23 protein-coding genes are annotated in these 23,001 nt (G+C 59.5%); 17 read left to right on the top strand and 6 right to left on the bottom strand.

What is annotated here, in order from left to right; translation table 11 throughout:
- Positions 1 to 9: 9 nt before the first annotated feature.
- The 3 genes from dgoD to AACY19_RS17075 all read left to right on the top strand — a co-directional run bounded on the left by dgoD (position 10) and on the right by AACY19_RS17075 (position 3,514).
- Positions 10 to 1,158, top strand: a complete 1,149-nt coding sequence (dgoD, locus tag AACY19_RS17085; protein ID WP_007908327.1) for a galactonate dehydratase — start codon at positions 10 to 12, stop codon at positions 1,156 to 1,158.
- A gap of 180 nt (positions 1,159 to 1,338) precedes the next feature.
- On the top strand, positions 1,339 to 2,649 hold the full coding sequence (locus tag AACY19_RS17080) for an MFS transporter (protein WP_339452136.1): 1,311 nt from the start codon (positions 1,339 to 1,341) through the stop codon (positions 2,647 to 2,649).
- 61 nt (positions 2,650 to 2,710) lie between these two features.
- Positions 2,711 to 3,514 (top strand): IclR family transcriptional regulator, encoded by an 804-nt coding sequence (locus tag AACY19_RS17075; protein ID WP_283438967.1) that lies wholly within the window; start codon positions 2,711 to 2,713, stop codon positions 3,512 to 3,514.
- Here AACY19_RS17075 and AACY19_RS17070 read toward each other — a convergent pair.
- Complete coding sequence (locus AACY19_RS17070) at positions 3,511 to 4,563, bottom strand: NAD(P)-dependent alcohol dehydrogenase (RefSeq protein ID WP_339452134.1); 1,053 nt, start codon at positions 4,561 to 4,563, stop codon at positions 3,511 to 3,513. The two genes, AACY19_RS17075 and AACY19_RS17070, sit on opposite strands and share 4 nt — an antisense overlap.
- 192 nt (positions 4,564 to 4,755) lie before the next feature.
- Between AACY19_RS17070 and AACY19_RS17065 the strand changes: the two genes are divergently transcribed.
- Positions 4,756 to 5,646 (top strand): AraC family transcriptional regulator, encoded by an 891-nt coding sequence (locus AACY19_RS17065; RefSeq protein ID WP_339452132.1) that lies wholly within the window; start codon positions 4,756 to 4,758, stop codon positions 5,644 to 5,646.
- 118 nt (positions 5,647 to 5,764) lie between these two features.
- Here AACY19_RS17065 and AACY19_RS17060 read toward each other — a convergent pair whose 3' ends face one another.
- On the bottom strand, positions 5,765 to 7,429 hold the full coding sequence (locus AACY19_RS17060) for an electron transfer flavoprotein-ubiquinone oxidoreductase (RefSeq protein ID WP_339452130.1): 1,665 nt from the start codon (positions 7,427 to 7,429) through the stop codon (positions 5,765 to 5,767).
- 549 nt (positions 7,430 to 7,978) lie between these two features.
- On the opposite strand from AACY19_RS17060, the gene AACY19_RS17055 reads away from it, so the two are divergent.
- The 10 genes from AACY19_RS17055 to AACY19_RS17010 all read left to right on the top strand — a co-directional run bounded on the left by AACY19_RS17055 (position 7,979) and on the right by AACY19_RS17010 (position 17,407).
- Positions 7,979 to 8,728, top strand: coding sequence for an electron transfer flavoprotein subunit beta/FixA family protein (locus tag AACY19_RS17055; protein ID WP_024776877.1), 750 nt, complete (start codon positions 7,979 to 7,981; stop codon positions 8,726 to 8,728).
- A 2-nt stretch (positions 8,729 to 8,730) separates the two neighbouring features.
- Positions 8,731 to 9,660, top strand: coding sequence for an electron transfer flavoprotein subunit alpha/FixB family protein (locus AACY19_RS17050; protein ID WP_034155324.1), 930 nt, complete (start codon positions 8,731 to 8,733; stop codon positions 9,658 to 9,660).
- A gap of 80 nt (positions 9,661 to 9,740) precedes the next feature.
- Positions 9,741 to 10,562, top strand: coding sequence for a substrate-binding periplasmic protein (locus AACY19_RS17045; protein WP_339452124.1), 822 nt, complete (start codon positions 9,741 to 9,743; stop codon positions 10,560 to 10,562).
- 9 nt (positions 10,563 to 10,571) lie between these two features.
- Positions 10,572 to 10,928, top strand: a complete 357-nt coding sequence (locus AACY19_RS17040) for a DUF4398 domain-containing protein (protein WP_339452122.1) — start codon at positions 10,572 to 10,574, stop codon at positions 10,926 to 10,928.
- Complete coding sequence (locus tag AACY19_RS17035; RefSeq protein ID WP_339452120.1) at positions 10,925 to 11,737, top strand: OmpA family protein; 813 nt, start codon at positions 10,925 to 10,927, stop codon at positions 11,735 to 11,737. Before AACY19_RS17040 ends, AACY19_RS17035 begins: the two co-directional genes overlap by 4 nt.
- 202 nt (positions 11,738 to 11,939) lie before the next feature.
- A complete protein-coding gene (locus AACY19_RS17030; RefSeq protein WP_016985994.1) occupies positions 11,940 to 13,379 on the top strand; it encodes an aminotransferase-like domain-containing protein in 1,440 nt (479 codons plus the stop codon).
- 79 nt (positions 13,380 to 13,458) lie between these two features.
- Complete coding sequence (locus AACY19_RS17025) at positions 13,459 to 13,929, top strand: translation initiation factor 2 (RefSeq protein WP_339452117.1); 471 nt, start codon at positions 13,459 to 13,461, stop codon at positions 13,927 to 13,929.
- Between the two features lie 165 nt (positions 13,930 to 14,094).
- On the top strand, positions 14,095 to 14,349 hold the full coding sequence (locus AACY19_RS17020) for a YkgJ family cysteine cluster protein (RefSeq protein WP_339452115.1): 255 nt from the start codon (positions 14,095 to 14,097) through the stop codon (positions 14,347 to 14,349).
- A 41-nt stretch (positions 14,350 to 14,390) separates the two neighbouring features.
- Positions 14,391 to 14,996: an START domain-containing protein gene (locus AACY19_RS17015; protein ID WP_339452113.1), complete on the top strand. Its 606-nt coding sequence runs from the start codon at positions 14,391 to 14,393 to the stop codon at positions 14,994 to 14,996.
- Positions 14,997 to 15,313: 317 nt separating this feature from the next.
- Entirely contained in the window at positions 15,314 to 17,407 is a 2,094-nt protein-coding gene (locus tag AACY19_RS17010) for an LTA synthase family protein (protein ID WP_339452111.1), read from the top strand.
- A 74-nt stretch (positions 17,408 to 17,481) separates the two neighbouring features.
- Here AACY19_RS17010 and AACY19_RS17005 read toward each other — a convergent pair whose 3' ends face one another.
- The gene (locus AACY19_RS17005) at positions 17,482 to 17,640 is read right to left on the bottom strand and encodes a DUF3309 family protein (protein WP_169432680.1); all 159 of its coding nucleotides are present in this window, start codon (positions 17,638 to 17,640) and stop codon (positions 17,482 to 17,484) included.
- A 323-nt stretch (positions 17,641 to 17,963) separates the two neighbouring features.
- On the opposite strand from AACY19_RS17005, the gene AACY19_RS17000 reads away from it, so the two are divergent.
- The 3 genes from AACY19_RS17000 (at position 17,964) to csrA (ending at position 19,497) form a co-directional block, all read left to right on the top strand.
- On the top strand, positions 17,964 to 18,779 hold the full coding sequence (locus tag AACY19_RS17000; protein WP_339452109.1) for an SDR family oxidoreductase: 816 nt from the start codon (positions 17,964 to 17,966) through the stop codon (positions 18,777 to 18,779).
- Positions 18,780 to 18,842: 63 nt separating this feature from the next.
- Positions 18,843 to 19,175: a YnfA family protein gene (locus AACY19_RS16995; protein ID WP_008088571.1), complete on the top strand. Its 333-nt coding sequence runs from the start codon at positions 18,843 to 18,845 to the stop codon at positions 19,173 to 19,175.
- A 136-nt stretch (positions 19,176 to 19,311) separates the two neighbouring features.
- Positions 19,312 to 19,497, top strand: coding sequence for a carbon storage regulator CsrA (gene csrA, locus AACY19_RS16990; RefSeq protein WP_339452105.1), 186 nt, complete (start codon positions 19,312 to 19,314; stop codon positions 19,495 to 19,497).
- A gap of 6 nt (positions 19,498 to 19,503) precedes the next feature.
- Here csrA and AACY19_RS16985 read toward each other — a convergent pair whose 3' ends face one another.
- The 3 genes from AACY19_RS16985 to ngg form a co-directional block, all read right to left on the bottom strand.
- Positions 19,504 to 19,731, bottom strand: coding sequence for a YheU family protein (locus AACY19_RS16985; RefSeq protein WP_003192759.1), 228 nt, complete (start codon positions 19,729 to 19,731; stop codon positions 19,504 to 19,506).
- A 171-nt stretch (positions 19,732 to 19,902) separates the two neighbouring features.
- Positions 19,903 to 21,093 (bottom strand): osmoprotectant NAGGN system M42 family peptidase, encoded by a 1,191-nt coding sequence (locus AACY19_RS16980; protein WP_339452103.1) that lies wholly within the window; start codon positions 21,091 to 21,093, stop codon positions 19,903 to 19,905.
- A gap of 159 nt (positions 21,094 to 21,252) precedes the next feature.
- Positions 21,253 to 23,001, bottom strand: a complete 1,749-nt coding sequence (gene ngg, locus AACY19_RS16975) for an N-acetylglutaminylglutamine synthetase (RefSeq protein ID WP_339452101.1) — start codon at positions 22,999 to 23,001, stop codon at positions 21,253 to 21,255.

Below are 23,001 nucleotides of genomic sequence, written 5' to 3'. Positions count from 1 at the left end.
GACAAAAAGATGAAAATCACCAAACTCACCACCTTCATCGTCCCGCCGCGCTGGTGCTTCCTCAAGGTCGAAACCGACGAAGGCGTGACCGGTTGGGGCGAGCCTGTGGTCGAAGGGCGCGCGCACACCGTGGCCGCTGCCGTTGAAGAATTGTCCGACTACCTGATCGGCAAAGACCCACGCAATATCGAGGACATCTGGACGGTGCTGTATCGCGGTGGTTTCTACCGTGGCGGCGCGATCCACATGAGCGCGCTGGCCGGTATCGATCAGGCGCTGTGGGACATCAAGGGCAAGGCCCTCGGGGTGTCGGTGAGCGATCTGCTCGGCGGCCAGGTGCGCGACAAGATTCGCGTGTATTCGTGGATCGGCGGCGACCGGCCGGCCGACACCGCGCGAGCGGCGAAAGAGGCGGTGAGCCGAGGTTTCACCGCCGTGAAAATGAATGGCACCGAAGAACTGCAATTCCTCGACACTTTCGAAAAAGTCGATCTGGCGCTGGCCAACGTCGCCGCTGTGCGTGATGCGGTCGGGCCGAATGTCGGCATCGGCGTCGACTTCCATGGTCGGGTGCACAAGCCCATGGCCAAGGTGCTGATGAAGGAACTCGATCCGTACAAACTGATGTTTATCGAAGAGCCGGTGCTCAGCGAAAACTACGAAGCGCTGAAAGAGCTGGCGCCGCTGACCAGCACGCCGATTGCCCTCGGCGAGCGGCTGTTCTCGCGTTGGGACTTTAAACGCGTGTTGAGCGAAGGTTACGTCGACATCATCCAGCCGGATGCCTCCCACGCCGGCGGCATCACCGAAACCCGCAAGATCGCCAACATGGCCGAAGCCTACGACGTCGCGTTGGCGCTGCATTGCCCGTTGGGGCCGATTGCGCTGGCGGCGTGTTTGCAACTGGACGCGGCTTGTTACAACGCGTTTATCCAGGAGCAGAGCCTGGGCATCCATTACAACGAGAGCAACGACTTGCTCGACTACGTGAAGGACCCACGGGTGTTCGATTACGACAAAGGTTTCGTGAAGATCCCGAACGGACCGGGCTTGGGTATCGAGATCAACGAGGAATACGTGATCGAGCGCGCAGCCGTCGGTCATCGCTGGCGCAACCCGATCTGGCGTCATGCCGACGGCAGCTTCGCCGAGTGGTGAGTCGCTGAATCACCTGTGCCCCCTGTGGGAGCGAGCCTGCTCGCGAATGCCATGTCACATCCGACATCAATGTGACTGACACGCCGCCATCGCCAGCAGGCTGGCTCCCACAAATTGATCTCCACCGGATGGGAGATCATGTGTCATGACCTCAAATAAACATAAGAAGAGGCCTCTCTCATGCAACCGCAAACCCTCACCGGGCAGGCGTCTTTAGTCACGCCCAGCCGCAAGCGGTTTTTCATCATGGTGTTGCTGTTTATCACCGTGGTCATCAACTACCTCGACCGCAGCAACCTGTCGATTGCCGCGCCAGCGCTGACCAGTGATCTGGGCATCGACCCTATCCACGTTGGCCTGATCTTCTCCGCGTTCGGCTGGACTTACGCCGCGATGCAAATTCCCGGTGGCTGGCTGGTTGACCGTGTGCCACCGCGCATTCTTTATAGCGTCGCGTTGCTGCTGTGGTCGCTGGCCACGGTGATGCTCGGTTTCGCTGCCAGTTTTATTGCCCTGTTCGTGTTGCGCATGGCGGTCGGCGCGCTGGAAGCACCGGCTTATCCGATCAATAGCCGCGTGGTCACGACCTGGTTTCCCGAGCGTGAACGCGCCACCGCGATTGGTTTCTACACCTCGGGGCAATTCGTGGGTCTGGCATTCCTGACCCCGGTGCTGGCCTGGCTGCAACACGCATTCGGCTGGCACATGGTGTTTGTCGCCACCGGCGCCGTCGGCATTCTCTGGGCGGTGATCTGGTACGCGGTGTATCGCGAGCCACGGGATTTTCCCGGCGCCAACGAGGCCGAAATCGATCTGATCCGCGAGGGCGGTGGTCTGGTCGATATCCAACAAGAGTCTGCCAAGGTCAAAGCCAAGTTCAGTTGGACCGATCTCGGTATCGTCCTGACCAAACGCAAGTTGTGGGGCATCTATCTCGGCCAGTTCTGCCTGAACTCGACGCTGTGGTTTTTCCTGACCTGGTTCCCGACCTATCTGGTGAAGTATCGCGGCATGGACTTCATCAAGTCCGGCCTGCTGGCATCGCTGCCGTTTCTGGCCGCATTCGTCGGCGTGCTGTGTTCGGGGTTCTTTTCCGACTTCCTGATTCGGCGCGGCTATACCGTCGGTTTTGCCCGCAAGTTGCCGATCATCGGCGGACTGCTGATTTCCACCTCGATCATCGGCGCTAACTTTGTGGAGTCGACGCCGCTGGTGATTGCCTTTCTGGCGCTGGCGTTTTTCGGCAACGGTCTGGCCTCGATCACCTGGTCGCTGGTCTCGACGCTGGCGCCGGCGCGTTTGCTCGGGCTGACCGGCGGGGTGTTCAACTTCATCGGTAACCTGTCGGCGATTGCCACGCCGATCGTCATCGGCTTCCTCGCCAGCGGTGATTCGTTCGCGCCGGCGATTACCTATATCGCGGTGCTCGCGTTGATCGGTGCTTTGTCCTACGTGTTGCTGGTCGGCAAGGTCGAGCGTATCGAGTTGTAGTGGTCAGCGTCGGGCGACCATAATGCCGCCCGTTCCTTCGCTCAACGGTAAAAGGCTGGATATGCAGGAAGACGCCCCGGAAAAAACCAAGGACGCCGCACCCACCGGCACCCAAACGCTGTTGCGTGGCTTGGGTGTGGTGCAAGCGGTGGCCAGTGGCGCCCGCGATCTCAAGGAGATTGCCCGGCTGATTGGCACCACGCGCAGCACCACCCATCGTCTGGCCAGTTGCCTGGTTGACGAGCGCTACCTGCGCGTAGTGCCGCAAGTCGGTTACCTGCTCGGGCCGAAGCTGATCGAACTGGGTTTCCAGGCGCGCGAAGAGTTGCCGCTGGTGACCCTTGCCGGGCCGTATCTGGATGAGTTGTCTGCGCTGACCGGCGACACCGTGCATTTGGGCATTCGTGAAGGCGATGAGGTGTTGTACCTGCTGAAAAATCCGGGGCGCAATGGCCCGGAAATGCGTTCGCGGGTCGGCCATCGCATGCCGCTTGCGCGCACCGGGATCGGCAAGGCGTTGATGCTTGATGACTCGCCGAAAGATTGGCAGCGTCTGTACGACATCAGTCTGCCGGCGGGTGGGAAAAGTCAGTTCTGGCCGCAGCATCCCCAGCAGTCGTGGGAGCAGCTTGAGCAGCGCATGGCCGAATACGTGGCCGGTGGCTACGCCTTCGATCTGGAGGATAACGAACCGTCGATCCGCTGCGTGGCGGCGCCGATTCGCGATGCGAGCAAGGGCATTGTGGCGGCGATCAGTATCGCCAGCACCGTGCCGTACATGCCGCTGGAAAAAATGGCCGAGCTGATTCCCCTGATCAAAGGGGTCACAGCCCGGCTGTCGGCGGAACTGGGTTTAAAGGTTTAAACCTTGAGCGTCGCCATGTCGATCACGAAGCGGTATTTCACGTCGCCGGCGATCATGCGGGCGTAAGCCTCGTTGATCTGGCGGATGTCGAGCATTTCGATGTCGCAGGTGATGTTGTGCTCGGCGCAGAAATCCAGCACTTCCTGGGTTTCGGCGACGCCACCGATCAACGAACCGGCCAATACGCGGCGGCTCATCACCAGTTTGCCGGCGTGTACTGGCGGATCAACCGGCTCGATCAGGCCCACCAGAATGTGCACGCCGTCGAAACGCAGGGTGTCGAGGTACGGGTTGAGATCGTGCTGCACCGGAATGGTGTCGAGCAGGAAGTCGAAGTAACCGGCAGCGGCTTTCATCTGCTCGGCGTCGGTGGAAACGATCACATGATCGGCGCCCTGACGGCGGCCTTCTTGCGCCTTGCTCGCCGAGCGGGTGAACAGCGTGACTTCCGCGCCCATGGCCTTGGCGAACTTGATGCCCATGTGGCCGAGGCCGCCCATGCCGAGAATCCCGACCTTGTCGCCCGCCTTGATGCCGTAGTGCTTGAGCGGCGAGTAGGTGGTGATGCCGGCGCAGAGAATTGGCGCAGCGCTGGCCAGTGCCAGCTTTTCCGGTATGCGCACCACAAAGTGTTCGCTGACGACGATGCTGTCCGAGTAGCCGCCCATGGTGTTGCTGCCATCGACCCGATCCGGGGTGGCGTAGGTCATGGTCGGGCCTTCGAGGCAGTATTGCTCGAGGTTCGACTGGCAGGCTTCGCAGGTGCGGCAAGAGTCGACCATGCAGCCAACGCCAACCAGATCGCCTACTTTGTGTTGGGTGACATTCGCACCGATGGCGGTGACTTTTCCGACTATCTCGTGGCCAGGCATCAGTGGGTAAACGGCGATGCCCCATTCGTTGCGTGCCTGGTGAATGTCGGAGTGGCAGACGCCGCAGTACAGGATTTCAATCGCGACGTCGTCGGCGCGCGGGCTGCGACGTTCGAATTTGATCGGGGCGAGGGGAGTGGTGGCCGATTGGGCGGCATAACCGATGGCGGTGTACATGTGAAACCTCGCAAAAGCAGGAACAAGTGAGGCGGCGCATTCTGGGCGTCGACTGACGGGGCGGCCATGACGATTCCTCCGGGTCTCATGCCTAATCCTCCGGCATGCGGGTTTGATCGGTCGCATTGGCAAAAGGATCTGCGATGATGTTTTCATCCCTCATTTTCGTGATTTTTTGTGAAGAACAATTCGATGCAATTGACCCGTCATCTTGATGCCAATGCGCGTCTGGTTTCGCTGATCGAACCGCTGGCGCTACGCGACGGTTATTCCCAGACCGGATTGCCCGGTGTGCAAGTGTTGCGCGCCAGTTGCGACGTTGCCCGTGGTCCGCACATTTATGAGCCGAGCCTGATGATCATCGCTCAGGGCAGCAAGCTGGCGTTCCTCGGGCCTCGCACCATGGAATACGGCGCCGGACATTACCTGATCCAGGCACTGCCGGTGCCGTTCGAGTGCGAGACCTTTGCCCTGCCGGATGCGCCGTTGCTCGGTGTGTCGGTGGCGATTGATCGCGTATTGCTCGGCGAACTGGTGCTCGCGATGGGACTGGCGCCGGGGCGGCATATTCCGGCGCAGACGCCGGAGTCGATGACCTCGGTGGTGCTCGACGATGACATGCGCGGCTGTGTCGAGCGGCTGCTCAGTTGTCTGCACGATCCGCTGGAATGCCAGATTCTCGGCCCGGCGCGGGTACGGGAATTGTTGTTCGTCGCCTTGCGCGGGCCGCAGGCGGATGTGTTGCGCGCACTGGTCGAGCAGCAGGGGCAATTCGCCCGGGTGGCCGCGTCGATCAGTCATCTGCATGCGCATTACACCGAGCCGTTGAACGTCGAGACCCTGGCCGGTTGCGCGAACATGAGCGTGTCGACCTTTCATGAGCATTTCAAGCGCAGCACGCTGTTGTCGCCGGTGCAGTACCTGAAACGTTTGCGGTTATTGAAGGCCCAGACGTTGCTGGTCGCCGAAGGGCTGGGTGTGGCGCAGGTGGCGCATCGAGTGGGGTATCAGAGTACTTCGCAGTTCAGTCGCGAGTACAAGCGCTACTTCGAACGTAGCCCGGGAGACGAACGCGTCGCTTGATTCAGCGAAGATCCCTTGTGGGAGCCAGCCTTCTCCCACAGTTGTTTTGTGGTGTTAGTGGAATTCTGGGCAACAAAAAGGCCCCCATTTCGGGAGCCTCGTTGTTCAGTGGTTCGACTTACATGTTCGGATAAGTCGGGCCGCCGGCGCCTTCCGGTGTGACCCAGGTGATGTTCTGCGAAGGGTCCTTGATGTCACAGGTCTTGCAGTGCACGCAGTTCTGGGCGTTGATCTGGAAGCGTTTCTCGCCGTCTTCCTTGGTGATGACTTCGTACACGCCGGCCGGGCAGTAACGCTGCGCCGGTTCGTCGTACAGTGGCAGGTTTTTGCTGATCGGGATGCTTGGATCGGTCAGCTTCAGGTGGCAAGGCTGTTCTTCTTCGTGGTTGGTCCCGGAGATGAACACCGAGCTGAGCTTGTCGAAGCTGAGTTTGCCGTCCGGCTTCGGATAGTCGATCTTCTTGCAGTCGGCCGCGAGCTTGAGGCAAGCGTAGTCCGGCTTGGTGTCATGCAGGGTGAACGGCAGTTTGCCGCCGAAGATGTTCTGATCCAGCCAGTTGAAACCGCCGCCGACGATGGCGCCGAACTTATGGATCGCCGGGCCGAAGTTACGGCTGGCGAACAGTTCGTCGTAGAGCCAGCTCTTCTTGAACGCGTCAACGTAAGTGGTCAGTTCTTCAGTGCCGTCCTTTTCAGCGAACAGCGCGTCAGCTACCGATTCAGCGGCGAGCATGCCCGACTTCATCGCGGTGTGGCTGCCTTTGATCTTGGCGAAGTTCAGGGTGCCGAGGTCGCAACCGATCAGTGCGCCGCCCTTGAAGACCATTTTCGGCAGCGAGTTCAGGCCGCCTTTGCAGATGGCGCGAGCGCCGTAGCTGACACGCTTGCCGCCTTCCAGGTACTGAGCCAGCACCGGGTGATGCTTGAGGCGCTGGAACTCGTCGAACGGCGACAGGTACGTGTTGCTGTAGGACAGGTCAACGATCAGACCGACCACTACCTGGTTGTTTTCCAGGTGATAGAGGAACGAGCCGCCGGTGTTCTCGGTGCCCATGATGTCCAGCGGCCAACCGGCGGTGTGCACCACCAGGCCTGGCTGGTGTTTGGTCGGGTCGATTTCCCAGATTTCTTTCAGGCCAATGCCGTAGTGCTGGGCGTCGGCATCGCTGTCGAGGTTGTAGCGTTTGATCAGCTGCTTGCCGATGTGGCCACGGCAACCTTCGGCGAACAGCGTGTATTTGCCGCGCAACTCCATGCCCGGGGTGTACAGGCCTTCCTTCGGGTTGCCTTCGCGGTCGACGCCCAGATCACCGGTGATGATCCCGCGAACCACGCCTTGTTCGTCGATCAGCGCTTCCTGAGCGGCGAAGCCCGGGTAGATTTCCACGCCGAGGTTTTCCGCCTGCTGGGCCAGCCAGCGGCACAGGTTGCCGAGGGAAATAATGTAGTTGCCTTCGTTGTGCATGGTCTTGGGCACAAAGAAGTCAGGAATCTTCTGCGCGCTGTCAGCGTTTTTCAGCACGAAAATATCGTCGCGGGTCACTGGCGTGTTCAGCGGCGCGCCGAGTTCTTTCCAGTCCGGGAACAGTTCATTCAGAGCCCGTGGTTCGAACACGGCACCGGAGAGGATGTGTGCGCCGACTTCGGAGCCTTTTTCGACCACGCAGACGCTGATTTCCTTACCGGCTTCGGCGGCCTTCTGCTTCAGACGGCAGGCGGCGGACAGGCCAGCGGGGCCGGCACCGACGATGACCACGTCGAATTCCATGTATTCGCGTTCCACAGGCTATCTCCTACTCAAGGCTCAACAGTTTTTTTTCTAATTTGGAGGTTTGGTGTCGCATCCGCTACTCCTTTACGTTAACGTCAAGGGGAGTAGGGGGAACCGACCTTTCTCTCTAGGCGGCGCATTATATCTACACCACTCCAAGCGTCCAATACAAACGTTTGTTTGAATCGGCTCCAGCCCAGAGAAATCAAAGAAGCGCGGCTTATGAATGGTCATTTTGCTGTATTGACCGGAATGGGCGTTCCGGTCAAGATACGGGCGGTTTTGCGCTCGTCGTAGGCAGACTGGCGGTTTCAAGAGCACGTCTAAAGACAGGGCAGAGGCAGTGGAAGGTGATGCGTAGCGCAGTCTGGCGCGCAGTTTACACCGCATGAAGATCAATGACTTGTCGGTCACCCCTGACGAACGGTCGCAGGTCTTCATGCCGTGCAGCTACCTGACACCCGAGCCGGGGTTTTTAGAGGTGCCCTTTTAGCCTGATGAGCATCAACCGCCAGGTTCGCCTAGGCGACTTTCTTTTCACCGGAGAGTAACGAGGAATCCATGAAGGTTCTTGTAGCTGTCAAACGCGTTGTGGATTACAACGTCAAGGTTCGCGTCAAGGCGGACAATTCCGGCGTCGATCTCGCCAACGTCAAGATGTCGATGAACCCGTTCTGCGAAATCGCAGTGGAAGAAGCCGTGCGCCTGAAAGAGAAAGGTGTTGCGACTGAAATCGTCGTCGTCTCCATCGGCCCGACCACCGCTCAGGAGCAACTGCGTACCGCACTGGCTCTGGGTGCCGACCGCGCCATCCTCGTCGAATCCGCTGAAGAGCTGACTTCGCTCGCCGTGGCCAAGCTGCTCAAGGCTGTGGTCGACAAGGAACAGCCTCAGTTGGTGATCCTTGGCAAACAGGCCATCGACAGCGACAACAACCAGACCGGCCAGATGCTCGCTGCACTGAGCGGCTACGGTCAGGGCACGTTCGCTTCGAAAGTCGAAGTCTCCGGCGACAGCGTTGCCGTGACTCGCGAAATCGACGGCGGCGCGCAGACCGTTTCCCTGAAACTGCCAGCAATCGTCACCACCGACCTGCGTTTGAACGAGCCGCGCTATGCGTCCCTGCCAAACATCATGAAAGCCAAGAAGAAGCCTCTCGAAGTGCTGACTCCGGACGCTTTGGGCGTTTCCACCGCCTCCACCAACAAGACCCTGAAAGTCGAAGCGCCGGCTGCACGCAGCGCGGGCATCAAGGTCAAGTCGGTGGCTGAACTGGTCGAGAAACTGAAAAACGAAGCGAAGGTAATCTGATCATGACTATCTTGGTAATCGCTGAACACGACAACAAGGTGCTGGCCCCGGCCACACTGAACACCGTGGCTGCTGCTGCCAAAATCGGCGGCGACATCCACGTTCTGGTTGCAGGCCAAGGCGCTGGCGCCGTGGCTGAAGCCGCTGCGAAAATCGCAGGCGTGAGCAAAGTCCTGAACGCTGATAACGCCGCTTACGCGCATCAGTTGCCGGAAAACGTAGCTCCGCTGGTAGCCGAGCTTGGCGCTGGCTACAGCCACATCCTGGCTGCCGCGACGTCCAACGGCAAAAACATCCTTCCGCGCGTTGCTGCGCAGCTGGACGTTGACCAGATTTCCGAGATCATCTCGGTCGAAAGCGCTGATACTTTCAAGCGTCCGATCTACGCCGGTAACGCCATCGCTACCGTGCAGTCGACTGCTGCGATCAAAGTGATCACCGTGCGTGCCACCGGTTTCGACCCGGTCGCGGCTGAAGGTGGTTCGGCCGCTGTTGAAGCTGTAGCCGCTGCGCACAACGCTGGCACTTCGAGCTTCGTTGGTGAAGAACTGGCCAAGTCCGACCGTCCAGAGCTGACCGCTGCCAAGATTGTCGTTTCCGGCGGCCGTGGCATGCAGAACGGCGACAACTTCAAACACCTGTACGCCCTGGCCGACAAGCTGGGCGCTGCGGTCGGTGCTTCGCGCGCCGCCGTCGACGCAGGTTTCGTACCGAACGACATGCAGGTCGGTCAGACCGGCAAGATCGTTGCGCCACAGCTGTACATCGCCGTCGGCATCTCCGGCGCGATCCAGCACCTGGCCGGCATGAAAGACTCCAAAGTGATCGTTGCGATCAACAAGGACGAAGAAGCGCCTATCTTCCAGGTCGCCGATTACGGTCTCGTGGCGGATCTGTTCGAAGCCGTCCCTGAGCTGGAGAAGCTGGTCTAATCCAGCGGCTTCACTTATAAAGAGCCCGACCTGTTGGTCGGGCTTTTTTTTGTCTCGGATTTGAGTGGGAGCGTTTCGCCATGGATCTGCGCTGCACAATGTTATTGGGATTGGCGCTGTTGCCGGGGCTGGCAATGGCTGCTGGCAAATGCGAGCGCCTTGTCGTCACCGGCAGCCCGGATGCGCCGCCGTACTTGTGGCAAGACCCGCAGAATCCCAAACAGCTGATCGGCGCGAGTGCCGATCTGTTGCAACAAGTGGCCAAAGATCTCGGCATTAAGGTCGAGTTGCTCTACGCCGGCAAACGCTCGCAAGCCCTTGATGAAACGCGCAGCGGGCGCATGGACATGCTGGCCGATGCATCGCTGACGCTGAACGAGCTGCAACACTTCGACTACATCTATCCACCGTTGCTGGAAAACGACTATCTGGTGTGGACGCGCAAGGGTTCGACACTGGTCTACAGCGAGGCGAAGGACCTGCACGGCCACCCCGGCGCATTGTCGGAAAAGTCTCGAATTACCCAGGCATTCAGCGCGTTCGCCGAGCAGAATCTGACCCTCACGCGGTCAGCCAGCCTCACTCAAGCCTTTCAGAAACTTCTGTTGGGGGAAGTGGAATATGTACTCGCCGGACGCTACTCCGGGATGGCCGCCGCACAGGCGTTGGGCATGGCCAATGATCTGCTGGCGTTCGAGCAACCCATCGACCGACCGGGTCTGTTCCTCGCGATTTCCCATAACTCGGCCTGCAACGATCCGTGGTTGCGCGGACAGCTAGCCAAAAAGATGACAGAATTGCCCGCGTCCGGACTGACGGAGGCTGTGCTGCAACGCAATATCGAGCGCTGGAAGGCGCAGCAGCAACAGCCGCAACAACCCGTCAGTGCCCCAAAACAGTAGGGATTCTTAGTGAGTATTCGACCTCTTTTCGCGGCTGTGGCCGTTCTGGCCCTGGCCGGTTGCGCAACCGATCCGGCACCCAATGAACAAATGCGTCTGACCGAGCAGGCCATCACCCAGGCCAAGGCTGTAGGCGCCACCGCCGACGAAGTGCCGGAAATGAAACTGGCCGAAGCCAAGTACGACCGCGCCAAAGGCAACATGGCAGACGAGTCCTACCGCAATGCGCGCATGCGTGCCGAACAGGCTGAACTCGATGCTCGTCTGGCTGAAGCCAAGGTATTGACCCAGAAAAGCGAAGAACAGGTCAATGTGCTGAACACCCGCATCGTCCGACTGCGCAAGCAACTGGGAGATGCCCAATGAGCCTCCAGTCGAAACTCCTCGGCGGTTTGATCCTCGCCGGATGCGCCAGCCTTTATGGCTGCGCCGGGCAGCACAGCGAATCCGCCCTGCAGGAGGCCGGGATCGACTTCCAGAAGGTCAAGGAAGACTCCAACGTGTTGCGCATCGCGCCGAAAGACGTGATCCGCGCCGGCGAGTCCCTGGCCCGTGCTGATCGCCTGTCGACCTATTGGGGCAGTGGCTCGGACGTGGTGCATTACGCCTACCTGAGCCGGCGCTACAGCGAAATTGCCCGCGAGCACACCAATCAGGTGCTCAACGAAGAGCGCGCGGCCAAGCTCGAACTGGAACGTCAGCGCCTGCAACTGGCTCTGCGTGAATCCAAGTTGCTCAGTGTGCAGCAGCAGGGCAAGTGGCTCGAAGAACAGATCGTCGCGCTGGCCACCACTCAAACCGACCGTGGTCTGGTGATGACCTTGGGCGACGTGTTGTTCGACACCGGGGAAGCCGAGCTGAAAAACTCGGCCAACCGCGTGGTGCTGAAAATTGTCCAGTTCCTGCAACTGAACCCCAAGCGTGTAGTGCGCATCGAGGGCTACACCGACAGCACCGGCGGCAAGCAGGAAAACCTCAAACTGTCCCGCGACCGCGCGCAATCGGTGGCCGATGTGCTGATGGATCTGGGCATCGACGACAAACGCATTCAGGTCGAAGGCTACGGTGACGAATATCCGGTGGACGCCAACGCTTCCGAGCGGGGGCGTGCGCAGAATCGTCGAGTAGAAATTGTGTTTTCCGACGAAAAAGGCCAGCTCGGCGCCGCCCGCTGAGGGTTGCGTCTCTGGGAAGCCCGGCCTGTCATGCAGTGCCGGGCTTTTTTACGTCTGTCGAATGGCTCGCAAATCCGTACAGTCGGGGGCAGACACCGCACTGTATGGTCGAGTAATGTGGCAACTGTCCCAGTACACTTCTAAACTGTTCCGGTATTGTTTCACACAAGAATAAAATGCCCGTGAAATCGAGTGCTGCGTCATGACCAATCTCTTGCTCTACCAACGTATTGCTCAGCAACTGGCCGAAGACATTCGCCGTGGTGTCTATCAACCGGGGGAGCGCGTGCCTTCGGTGCGCAAGATGAGTTCGCAGCTCAACGTCAGCCATGCGACGGTGCTGCAGGCTTACGCCAATCTCGAAGATCAGGGGCTGATTCGAGCGCGCCCGCAGTCCGGTTATTACGTGCACCAGACGCCAGCATTGACGGCGCCGACGCCGGACATCGCCAGGGTCGAGCGGCCAGGTCTGGTCACCCGCAGCAGCATCATTCAACAGGTTCTCGTCGAGTCGCGACGCGAAGGCGTGTTTCCGCTGGGCGCAGCGGTGCCGAGTGTGGACTACTTGCCCGTGCGCGCCTTGCACCAGCAACTGGCCAAAGTGACGCGGTTCCATAGTCCTCGCGCATTCAGTTACATGTTCAGCCCCGGATTCGAGCCGTTGCGTCGGCAAGTCGCGATCCGCATGCGTGATGCCGGCGTGGTGGTCGATCCGTCCGAGGTGGTGATCACCCACGGTTGCGTTGATGCCTTGCAGATGTCGTTGCGCGTGCTGACCCGCCCGGGCGATCTGATCGCCGCCGAGTCGCCGACTTATTACGGTCTGCTGCAGCTGGCCGATCTGCTCGGCTTGAAGGTCATCGAAATTCCTAGCGATCCTGCCACCGGCATGAGCCTGGAAGCCCTGCAACTCGCCGCGAACCAATGGTCGATCAAAGCGCTGGTGCTGACTACGCGCTTGAGCAATCCGCTGGGCGGCACCATGCCCGAAGAGCGGCAGAAGCAGTTACTGCGCCTGGCGTCGGATTTCGATATCCAGATCGTCGAAGATGATATCTATGGCGAACTGATGTTCGAGCAAGGCAAAACCAAAGCCCTCAAGGCTTACGACCGACTGGATCGGGTGATCTACTGTTCGAGCTTCTCCAAGACCCTGTCGCCCGGTGTGCGCATCGGCTGGATGATCGCCGGCAAGTATCAGCAGGAAATCCAGCGCCTGCAGACGTTCAGCACCCACTCGGCCTGCAGCGTCACGCAAATGGCCATCGCCGCTTATCTGGAAAACGGCGGTTATGACCGGCATTTACGTTACATCCGCCAGGAATACCGAAAAAACCTTAGCGCCTTCCAGTTGGCGGTGCAGCAGTACTTCCCCGAAGGCACGCAAATGACCCGGCCCACCGGCGGTTTCATCCTCTGGGTGAGTCTGCCGGGGCGGGTCAATACGCAGGAGTTGCATGTCAGGGCATTGCAGCAGGGCATCAGCATTGCGCCGGGGCTGATCTTCAGCAATACCGAGCAATTCAACCACTGTATCCGCCTGAACTGCGGGATTCCGTGGAACCGCGAGGCGGAGCGGGCGTTGATGACGCTCGGTCTGCTGGCGACTCAACTGTGCCAGGAAACCGCTGGCGGATTCTGAACGAGCGGAGGGTGAGGCTTGTCTTGTGGCGCCCGACAAGCGAGCATATGGCCTTCTGCCGTTTGCCACTGTTGGGTTCATGAAAGCGATTGCTCCTGCCGCTTGGGTTTTGCTGGGTCTGCTGATGACCGGTCATGCGCCGGGCGTCGTGGCCGCTGTGGTTCAGGACAAACCAGCGGCGACGAGTGCGGCGAAAAAAACCACGCCAGCGCAGAAGGCGGCTTCCGCGAAGAAAACCCAGCAAAAAGTCATAAAGAAACGCAAGCCAGTCGCTTCAAAATCGAAACCCGCCAGCGAAGTGGTAAAAACCAGGTTGCCGTCGGCCAAACTTGATTTGAGCCTGCCCAAGGACATGGTTGAGGAATTGAAACCCCAAGGCACGGTTGAGTTGCCCAAGCGCGAGGCGATCCTCCCGCAGATGTTTGGCGAGAAGAACAACGGCTTCCAGCTCAACGGCCGTCTGCTCAGCAACGAAATGCAGTTGCAACTGCGCAACGAAGAGCGCCGCGAAGTCGAAGGCGCTGCGCTGGATTTCGAATTCAAACAGTAAATCCAAACCGTCCGTGACCCGCAGAGCAGACGCTTTGTCGGAGACTGGCCAGTCACATCCAGTTATCGCTAAAAACCCCGGTTCAGGAATTTGAAACAGCCGTTTTAGCGGTTACTCTGTTCCGCGTCCCTTTTACACATCGCCCGTCGCGAGGATTTGTTCGTCATGAAATGCCGTGAAGGCTGTGGCGCCTGTTGCATTGCCCCGTCCATCAGTTCGCCGATTCCCGGCATGCCTGATGGCAAACCTGCCGGCGAACGTTGCGTGCAACTCTCGGTCGAAAACCTGTGCAGCATTTTCGGTCAGCCGGAGCGCCCGCCAGTCTGTTCCGGCTTCGCGGCGGATGTCGAAGTCTGCGGCAGCAGCTCGGAAGAAGCGATCAGACTGATCGGCTGGTGGGAGCAAATGACGGCGGCGTGATGTGTCAAACGAACGGAACTTCAACAATAAGGAACAAGACTATGGGTTCGCTGCATCGTATCGCTGTGTTGTGTGGTTTGACCGCCGTGCTGGCGACCTCCGTTGCTCAGGCTGAAGACTGGAAAGTCGCCAAGAACGAGGACGGCATCAAGGTTTCCCTGAGTGAAGTGCCAGGTTCGGACTACAAGTCCTACCAGGGCGTTGCGCTGATGAAGACCACCGTCGCCAAACTGCGCGCATTGCAGGAAGACGTTTCCGGCGCGTGCGCCTGGATTCACGAATGCAAGACCCAGAAGCTGCTCAAGCACGAAGGTGACCAGAGCTGGACCTACACCCAGTTCAATACCCCTTGGCCGGTCACCCCGCGTGACTCGGTGCTGAAAATAACCACCGTTGAAGGCGCTGATGGCAGCCTGACCCGTAACCTCGAAGGTCTGCCGAAGTACATTCCGGAAGAAAAAGGCTTTGTCCGCGTCACGCAGGTCAAAGGCTTCTGGAAGTTCGTGCCCAAAGGCGATCAGGTCGAAGTGACCTATCAAGTGCACACCGAGCCTGGTGGCAGCGTGCCGGCAATGGTTGCCAACAAGTTCGTGGTAGATGCACCGTTCAACACGCTTAAAGCTCTGAAAGAACGCGCCGAGAAGTAATCACCGCGCCTTCAGACAAAACGCCCCGAACGATTCGGGGCGTTTTGTTTTGCCGCTTTATTGTGTTTCCAGATATGCGTTGAACGAAATTTTCACAAAGCGTTCAAGACAATTCGCCCGCGCTGTTTGCACGCTGTCCCGCTCTGCCTTCGCATTGAATGAAAGTGTCTGGCAGCGGGGCAGTAATCAATGGCAATGGTGCGGGTGATCGTGCAACATTTGCGCACCGCGCACGCCCCGGGGTCTGGAATGACCAATAGAGGGCATGGCGCCGCTGTATTTTTGCAACTTCAACTTCCAATGGGTCCTAAAACGACATGGCACACCCGGACGCCCTGAATCAGCAGCGATCTTCCAGTCGCCTGCTGCAACCGACCGTCAAATCGCATCTGGCCTACACGCTGTTGTGCGCGCTGGTCATGATGGTGATGTTTTCCGTGCTGCGCCTCGCGCTGCTGGTCTACAACCGCGAGATGATCCTCGACACCCCGGCTTCGACGTTCCTTGAAGCCTTCGCCAACGGCCTGCGTTTCGACCTGCGCCTGGTGGTCTACTTGTGCATCCCGCTGGTGCTGGCACTGTTCAGTGCCCGTGCCATGGCTGCGCGCGGTTTCTTCCGCCTGTGGCTGACCGTGGCCTCGAGCATCGCGCTGTTCCTTGGCCTGATGGAGATGGACTTCTACCGCGAGTTTCACCAGCGCCTCAACGGCCTGGTCTTCCAATACGTGAAGGAAGATCCGAAAACCGTAATGAGCATGCTCTGGTACGGTTTTCCGGTCGTTCGCTATCTGCTGGCGTGGGTCATCGGTACCGTCATTCTGACCCTGGCGTTCAAGGGCGCCGACCGTGCCACCCGTCCACGCGGCCCGTTCAGTGGCGGCAGCGTCGGCACCCGTCAGGTCGCGCCGTGGTACACGCGTCTTGCGGTGTTCGTGGTCTGCCTGCTGATCTGCGTCGTCTCCGCTCGCGGCACCCTGCGTCAGGGCCCGCCGCTGCGGTGGGGTGACGTGTACACCACGGAATCGAACTTCGCCAACCAGCTCGGCCTCAACGGCACGCTGTCGCTGATCGCGGCCGCCAAGGACCGCATGGGCGAGGATCGCGACAACATCTGGAAAGCAACGCTGCCGCAGGAACAAGCGCAGAAAGTGGTGCGCGAGATGCTGGTGATGCCGGATGACAAACTGGTCGATGACGACATCGCCGCCGTACGTCGCGACTACACCCCGCCGGCCGACAAGACCCTGCCGATCAAGAACGTTGTCGTGATCCTGATGGAAAGCATGGCCGGTCACTCGGTCGGTGCATTGGGCGCGCCGGGCAACATCACGCCATACCTGGACAAACTGTCGAAGGAAGGTCTGCTGTTCGACCGTTTCTTCTCCAATGGCACGCATACCCATCAGGGCATGTTCGCCACCATGGCTTGCTTCCCGAACCTGCCAGGTTTCGAGTACCTGATGCAGACCCCGGAAGGCAGCCACAAGTTGTCCGGTCTGCCGCAGTTGCTCAGCGCCCGTGACTATGACGATGTGTATGTCTACAACGGTGACTTCGCCTGGGACAACCAGTCGGGCTTCTTCAGCAATCAGGGCATGACCAACTTCGTTGGCCGTAACGACTTCGTCAACCCGGTGTTCTCCGATCCGACCTGGGGCGTGTCCGACCAGGACATGTTTGATCGTGGTCTGGTCGAGCTGAAGGCACGGGAAAACGGCAAGCCGTTCTACGCGCTGCTGCAAACCCTGTCGAACCACACGCCTTACGCGTTGCCGACGCCATTGCCGGTTGAACGCGTGACCGACCGTGGCAGCCTCAACGAACACCTGACCGCCATGCGTTACTCCGACTGGGCACTGGGTCAATTCTTCGAGAAGGCGCGTAAAGAGCCATATTTCAAGGAAACCCTGTTCGTTATCGTCGGCGACCACGGTTTCGGCAACGAACGCCAGATCACCGAAATGGACCTGGGCCGTTTCAACGTGCCGATGCTGATGATTGCGCCGGGCATTCAAGAGAAGTTCGGTACCCGCGACCACACCGTGGGCACACAGATCGACATCGTGCCGACCATCATGGGCCGTCTCGGTGGTGAAGTGCGTCACCAGTGCTGGGGCCGCGACCTGCTCAACCTGCCGGAAGGCGACACCGGTTTCGGTGTGATCAAGCCGTCGGGCAGCGAGCAGACGACCGCCATCGTCACCGCTGACCAGATTCTCGTGTTGCCGAAAGAGAAAGAAATGGCGCCGAAGATCTATCAGTACCAATTGGGCGCGAACCCAAGTGCCGAGGTGATTGCGAACGCACCGCGCACGGCCGAATTGAAAGAAAAACTCGAGGCGTTCCTGCAAACGGCGACCAAGAGCCTGATGGACAACACCGCCGGAGTGGTTAACGGCAAACCGGACTGACGCTCTATGCAGTGATCGTTCGCGCAATAAAAAAGAGGCCCTGAAAAGGGCCTCTTTTTTTGTCGGTTAAATCGTTATATCCGGCCAAGTAGCAATAGCACCAACAGCACCACCAAGACCACACCGATAATGCCCGACGGGCCATAACCCCAACTTCTTGAGTGCGGGAAGACCGGCAGACCACCGATCAGCAACAGGATCAGGATAATGATAAGAATTGTGCCCATGTCGATTTCCTTGTTGAGAGAGTTCGAGAAGTCTTGTTGTTCAAGGGGCGACTGGAGACTAAGTAATTCCAGACGGCTTACAAATTCCGACCTGAGCGAATGAACAAAAATTCAATGTTTTTTTAATGTATTTGGATTACTCGCTTATTTCCTTTGAAGCGAAAGATCAAAAGATCGCAGCCATCGGCAACTCCTGCAGGAATCGGTTTGGGATCTGCCGAAGGCTGCGATCTTTTGATCCTCCATTCAGCAACTTGATGGAGCGTGGGCCCCCGTCGATCCTTCGCTACACTCGGCGCATCTTCCCCAGAACAACAAGGCTGTCTGCTATGCAAAATCGCATGATGATCACTGGCGCGGGCTCAGGCCTGGGTCGCGAAATCGCGCTGCGCTGGGCGCGTGAAGGCTGGCAACTGGCCTTGTCCGACGTCAGCGAGCCGGGCCTGCAGGAAACCCTGAAAAGGGTGCGCGAGGCGGGCGGCGATGGTTTTATCCAGCGCTGCGACGTGCGTGATTACAGCCAGCTCACCGCTTTCGCCCAGGCCTGCGAAGAGAAACTTGGCGGCATCGACATCATCGTCAACAATGCCGGAGTGGCGTCGGGCGGATTCTTCAGCGAGTTGTCGCTGGAAGACTGGGACTGGCAGATCGCGATCAACTTGATGGGCGTGGTCAAAGGTTGCAAGGCGTTCCTGCCGCTGCTGGAGCAAAGCAAGGGCAAGATCATCAACATCGCGTCCATGGCCGCATTGATGCAAGGCCCGGCCATGAGCAACTACAACGTGGCCAAGGCCGGTGTAGTGGCGCTGTCGGAAAGTCTGTTGATCGAACTGGCGCAACAGGAAGTCGGCGTGCACGTGGTCTGCCCGTCATTCTTCCAGACCAACTTGCTCGATTCGTTCCGTGGTCCGACCCCGGCGATGAAAGCGCAGGTCGGCAAGTTGCTGGAAAGTTCGCCGATCACCGCCGCGGATATCGCCGACTACATCTACCAGCAAGTCGCCGCCGGCGAGTTCATGATTCTGCCCCACGAACAGGGGCGCATGGCGTGGGCGATCAAGCAGAAAAACCCGCAGCTGCTCTACAACGAAATGACTTCGATGGCCGAGAAAATGCGCGCCAAGGCCAAACAAAACAACGGCTGATCTTGTTCGTTGTGTGCGGCGTCGTTAGGGTGGCCGCAATGGTCACCCTGTCGAGACACCTGAATGCTCAATTACCTGTGGTTCTTCCTCGCGGCATTGTTTGAAATTGCCGGTTGCTTCGCCTTCTTCATGTGGCTGCGTCAGGGCAAAAGCGCGCTGTGGGTGATTCCCGCGCTGCTGAGCCTGACGCTGTTTGCGCTGTTGCTGACCCGTGTCGAAGCCAACTACGCCGGACGTGCCTATGCCGCTTACGGCGGAATTTACATCGTCGCTTCAATTGGCTGGCTGATGGTGGTCGAGCGGGTTCGTCCATTGGGTTCGGACTGGATCGGCGTGGCGTTGTGCGTGATCGGCGCCAGCGTGATTCTGTTCGGGCCACGGTTCTCTGCAGCCTGAGACGTCATTTGTGGGAAGCGTCTTACGGCTCGGTGTTATCTGGTCTGTAAGGCAAAACTGATTTGCTCGCCGCACATTGAACAGCGGCTGCAAGCCGCGCATCTTCAGGGTTTGCTAATTCTGAAGGACGAACCCCATGCTAGTACTCAGCCGTGTTGTCGGTGAGTTGATTTCCATTGGCGACGACATTTCCCTGCGCGTTCTGTCCGTGAACGGTTCCAGCGTGCGCTTCGGCGTCGAGGCCCCGCAAAAGGTCAATGTGCATCGTGCGGAGGTGTATGAGCGGATCAAGCGCAAGCAGGGTGTGGAGAGGATCCGCTGAGGATTTTCAGTCGAATAGATGCTTGGGCACGTCGTGCTTGAGCATCAACTGGCATTGCTCGCTTTCCGGGTCGAAGACGATCAGTGCCTGACCCTTGGTCAAAGCCTGACGCACGCGCAGCACGCGAGTCTCCAGCGGCGTGTCATCGCCGTTGTCGGTGCCGTCGCGGGTGACGAAATCCTCGATGAGGCGAGTGAGGGTGTCGACTTCAAGAGCGTCGTAGGGGATGAGCATGGGGCACCTCGGCTGAATCAATGGCGGGATGCTACGGCGATTGCGGTTGGCCTGCCAGTTTTGTGTTGCCTGTTCTGGCCTATTCGCGAGCAGGCTCGCTCCCTCGGGCAATTACATTCCGAATGTGGGAGCGAGCCTGCTCGCGAAGGCGATGGTCCTGCCAACAAAGATTTAACTGTCGGAACGCTGCCCCACCAGGCTATCCACCGACGGCACCCGGGTGTCGCTCTCCATCTGCGTGTCATGTTCAATCTGATGACTGAAGCGATCCAGCGATGCATTGGCGGGTGCCGCATCGCTGGCGAATACCGGCGGACTCAGAATATACGCGCCGAGCAAGCGACTGAGCGCCGCCAGACTGTCGATGTGCGTGCGCTCGTAGCCGTGGGTCGCATCGCAACCAAAGGCCAGCAGGGCGGTGCGGATGTCGTGGCCGGCCGTCACTGCCGAATGCGCGTCGCTGAAGTAATAGCGGAACATGTCGCGGCGCACCGGCAATTCGTTTTCACTGGCCAGGCTCAGTAGATGCCGCGACAAGTGATAGTCGTAAGGACCGCCGGAGTCCTGCATCGCCACACTCACCGCGTGCTCGCTGGAATGCTGGCCTGGGGCAACCGGCGCAATATCGATGCCGACGAATTCGCTGACGTCCCAAGGCAGTGCTGCCGCCGCGCCACTGCCGGTTTCCTCGGTGATGGTGAACAGCGGATGGCAGTCGATCATCAATTCCTCGCCGCTGTCGACGATGGCCTTGAGCGATGCGAGCAGCGCTGCAACGCCAGCCTTGTCATCGAGGTGACGGGCGCTGATATGCCCGCTCTCGGTGAATTCCGGCAGCGGGTCGAACGCCACCACATCGCCGACGCTGATGCCCAGCGAATCGCAGTCGGCCTTGGTTGCGCAATAGGCGTCCAGACGCAATTCGACATGATCCCAGCTGATCGGCATCTCATCGACTTGCGTATTGAACGCGTGTCCCGAGGCCATCAGCGGCAACACGCTGCCGCGAATCACGCCGTTGTCGGTAAACAGGCTGACGCGACTGCCCTCGGCAAACCGGCTCGACCAGCAACCGACCGGTGCGAGGGTCAGGCGTCCGTTGTCTTTGACCGCGCGGACGGCGGCGCCGATCGTATCCAGGTGCGCGGAGACGGCCCGGTCCGGGCTGTTTTTGCGGCCCTTCAGGGTGGCGCGGATGGTGCCGCGCCGGGTCATTTCGAAGGGAATGCCGAGTTCCTCCAGACGCTCGGCGACGTAGCGCACGATGGTGTCGGTGAAGCCGGTGGGGCTGGGAATGGCGAGCATTTCCAGAAGGACTTTTTGCAGGTAGTTAAGATCCGGTTCAGGGATTTTGCTGGTCATGGAAACTCCTGATGGGTTGAGCACATCGATGGTTTCGATGAGGAAAAAGGGTGATGAATCTGAGGGCCTCTTCGCGAGCAGGCTCACTCCCACATTTGAAATGCGTTCCCCTGTAGGAGTGAGCCTGCTCGCGATGGCGTCAGCCCAGACAAAGCAGAATCAAGAAACAGCCGGCTGACTATGCGGGAACAACAGATCGACAAAGCGCTCCGCCGTCGGTTGCGGTTCATGGTTGGCCAGACCCGCGCGTTCGTTGGCTTCGATGAACACGTACTCCGGCTGATCCGCCGCCGGCACCATCAAATCGAGGCCGACCATCGGAATGTCCAACGCCCGCGCCGCGCGTACCGCCGCGTCGACCAGCGTCGGATGCAGGATCGCCGTGACATCTTCCAGCGTGCCGCCCGTGTGCAGATTCGCCGTGCGCCGCACAAACAGATGCTCGCCGGCGGGCAGGATGCTGCTGTAGTCGTAACCGGCCGCGTGCAAGGTGCGCTGGGTTTCCTGGTCCAGCGGGATCTTGCTTTCGCCACTGGTCGCCGCTTGCCGACGCCGGCTCTGCGCTTCGATCAATGCCCCGATGGAATGGTGACCGTCGCCGACCACTTCCGCTGGCTTGCGAATGGCGGCCGCAACCACTTCAAAGCCGATCACCAGGATCCGCAGATCGAGGCCTTCGTGAAAACTTTCCAGTAGCACGCGGCTGTCAAACTGCTTCGCCGTTTCGATGGCTTGCTGCACCTCTTCGATGCTCTGCAAATCCACCGCCACGCCCTGGCCCTGTTCACCGTCGAGCGGCTTCACCACCACCCGTTGATGCTCATCGAGAAACACCAGATTGTCGTCGGCGTTACCCGCCAGTTGTTGCGACGGCAGATTCAGACCGGCGCCTTTCAACACTTTATGGGTAAGGCTTTTGTCTTGGCACAGGCTCATGCTGATCGCGCTCGTCAGGTCGCTCAGCGACTCCCGGCAACGCACCCGCCGACCGCCGTGGCTAAGGGTGAACAACCCGGCATCGGCGTCATCGACCTGTACGTCGATACCACGACGATGGGCTTCCTCGACGATGATCCGCGCATAGGGATTGAAGTTCGCTTCCGGCCCCGGCCCAAGAAACAGCGGCTGATTGATGCCGTTTTTGCGCTTGATGGCGAAGGTCGACAAGTTGCGGAAACCGAGCTTGGCGTAGAGACTTTTCGCCTGGCGGTTGTCGTGCAGCACTGACAGGTCCAGGTAGCTGAGACCGCGACTCATGAAGTGTTCAATCAAGTGCCGCACCAGTACTTCGCCGACACCCGGGCGCGAACACTGCGGATCGACCGCAAGGCACCACAGGCTGCTGCCGTTTTCCGGATCGTTGAACGCTTTGTGATGGTTCAGGCCCATAACGCTGCCGATCACCGCGCCGCTGTCCTCGTCCTCCGCCAGCCAATACACCGGGCCGCCCTGATGATGGGGCGTGAGCAGGGTGGCATCGATTGGCAGCATGCCCCGCGCCTGATACAGCAGATTGATCGCCTGCCAGTCCGCCTCGCTCTGCGCCCGGCGAATGCGAAACCCGCGAAATACCCGGGTGGCCTGGCGGTAATCGCTGAACCATAGACGCAGGGTGTCCGACGGATCGAGAAACAGTTGTGTCGGCTCCAGACCGAGAATCTGCTGCGGCGCAGCCACGTAGAGGGCGATATCGCGCTCGCCCGGCTGCTCCTTGAGCAGCTCCCGGGCCAGTGAGGCCGCGTCGGGAAACGTGTGGCCGATCAACAACCGGCCCCAGCCGCAATGCACGGCAATCGGATCGGCGGCGAGGGCGCTGCCGTCTTCGGCCAGGCGTGCCTGCAAGCGTTCATAGGACGGGGTCTGACCGCGAATCAGCCGTTGGTTGATGGCCGTGGCGTGGGGTTTCAT

It is taken from the genome of Pseudomonas sp. EA_5y_Pfl2_R50 (assembly GCF_963970475.1).
Taxonomy (GTDB): domain Bacteria; phylum Pseudomonadota; class Gammaproteobacteria; order Pseudomonadales; family Pseudomonadaceae; genus Aquipseudomonas.
Note: the sequence above shows the minus strand (reverse complement) of the source record. Positions and strands in the feature narration are given on the sequence as shown.

What these genes read in the sequence shown, in the direction of transcription:
- csrA (WP_339452105.1), top strand. Translation starts at nt 19,312, where the DNA reads ATGCTAGTACTCAGCCGTGTTGTCGGTGAGTTGATTTCCATTGGCGAC.
- AACY19_RS17000 (WP_339452109.1), top strand. Translation starts at nt 17,964, where the DNA reads ATGCAAAATCGCATGATGATCACTGGCGCGGGCTCAGGCCTGGGTCGC.
- AACY19_RS17050 (WP_034155324.1), top strand. Translation starts at nt 8,731, where the DNA reads ATGACTATCTTGGTAATCGCTGAACACGACAACAAGGTGCTGGCCCCG.
- AACY19_RS16980 (WP_339452103.1), bottom strand. Translation starts at nt 21,093, where the DNA reads ATGACCAGCAAAATCCCTGAACCGGATCTTAACTACCTGCAAAAAGTC.
- AACY19_RS17010 (WP_339452111.1), top strand. Translation starts at nt 15,314, where the DNA reads ATGGCACACCCGGACGCCCTGAATCAGCAGCGATCTTCCAGTCGCCTG.
- AACY19_RS17070 (WP_339452134.1), bottom strand. Translation starts at nt 4,563, where the DNA reads ATGTACACCGCCATCGGTTATGCCGCCCAATCGGCCACCACTCCCCTC.
- AACY19_RS17045 (WP_339452124.1), top strand. Translation starts at nt 9,741, where the DNA reads ATGGATCTGCGCTGCACAATGTTATTGGGATTGGCGCTGTTGCCGGGG.
- AACY19_RS17035 (WP_339452120.1), top strand. Translation starts at nt 10,925, where the DNA reads ATGAGCCTCCAGTCGAAACTCCTCGGCGGTTTGATCCTCGCCGGATGC.
- AACY19_RS16995 (WP_008088571.1), top strand. Translation starts at nt 18,843, where the DNA reads ATGCTCAATTACCTGTGGTTCTTCCTCGCGGCATTGTTTGAAATTGCC.
- AACY19_RS17055 (WP_024776877.1), top strand. Translation starts at nt 7,979, where the DNA reads ATGAAGGTTCTTGTAGCTGTCAAACGCGTTGTGGATTACAACGTCAAG.
- ngg (WP_339452101.1), bottom strand. Translation starts at nt 23,001, where the DNA reads ATGAAACCCCACGCCACGGCCATCAACCAACGGCTGATTCGCGGTCAG.
- AACY19_RS16985 (WP_003192759.1), bottom strand. Translation starts at nt 19,731, where the DNA reads ATGCTCATCCCCTACGACGCTCTTGAAGTCGACACCCTCACTCGCCTC.
- AACY19_RS17020 (WP_339452115.1), top strand. Translation starts at nt 14,095, where the DNA reads ATGAAATGCCGTGAAGGCTGTGGCGCCTGTTGCATTGCCCCGTCCATC.
- AACY19_RS17025 (WP_339452117.1), top strand. Translation starts at nt 13,459, where the DNA reads ATGAAAGCGATTGCTCCTGCCGCTTGGGTTTTGCTGGGTCTGCTGATG.
- AACY19_RS17075 (WP_283438967.1), top strand. Translation starts at nt 2,711, where the DNA reads ATGCAGGAAGACGCCCCGGAAAAAACCAAGGACGCCGCACCCACCGGC.
- AACY19_RS17065 (WP_339452132.1), top strand. Translation starts at nt 4,756, where the DNA reads ATGCAATTGACCCGTCATCTTGATGCCAATGCGCGTCTGGTTTCGCTG.
- AACY19_RS17080 (WP_339452136.1), top strand. Translation starts at nt 1,339, where the DNA reads ATGCAACCGCAAACCCTCACCGGGCAGGCGTCTTTAGTCACGCCCAGC.
- AACY19_RS17030 (WP_016985994.1), top strand. Translation starts at nt 11,940, where the DNA reads ATGACCAATCTCTTGCTCTACCAACGTATTGCTCAGCAACTGGCCGAA.
- AACY19_RS17015 (WP_339452113.1), top strand. Translation starts at nt 14,391, where the DNA reads ATGGGTTCGCTGCATCGTATCGCTGTGTTGTGTGGTTTGACCGCCGTG.
- dgoD (WP_007908327.1), top strand. Translation starts at nt 10, where the DNA reads ATGAAAATCACCAAACTCACCACCTTCATCGTCCCGCCGCGCTGGTGC.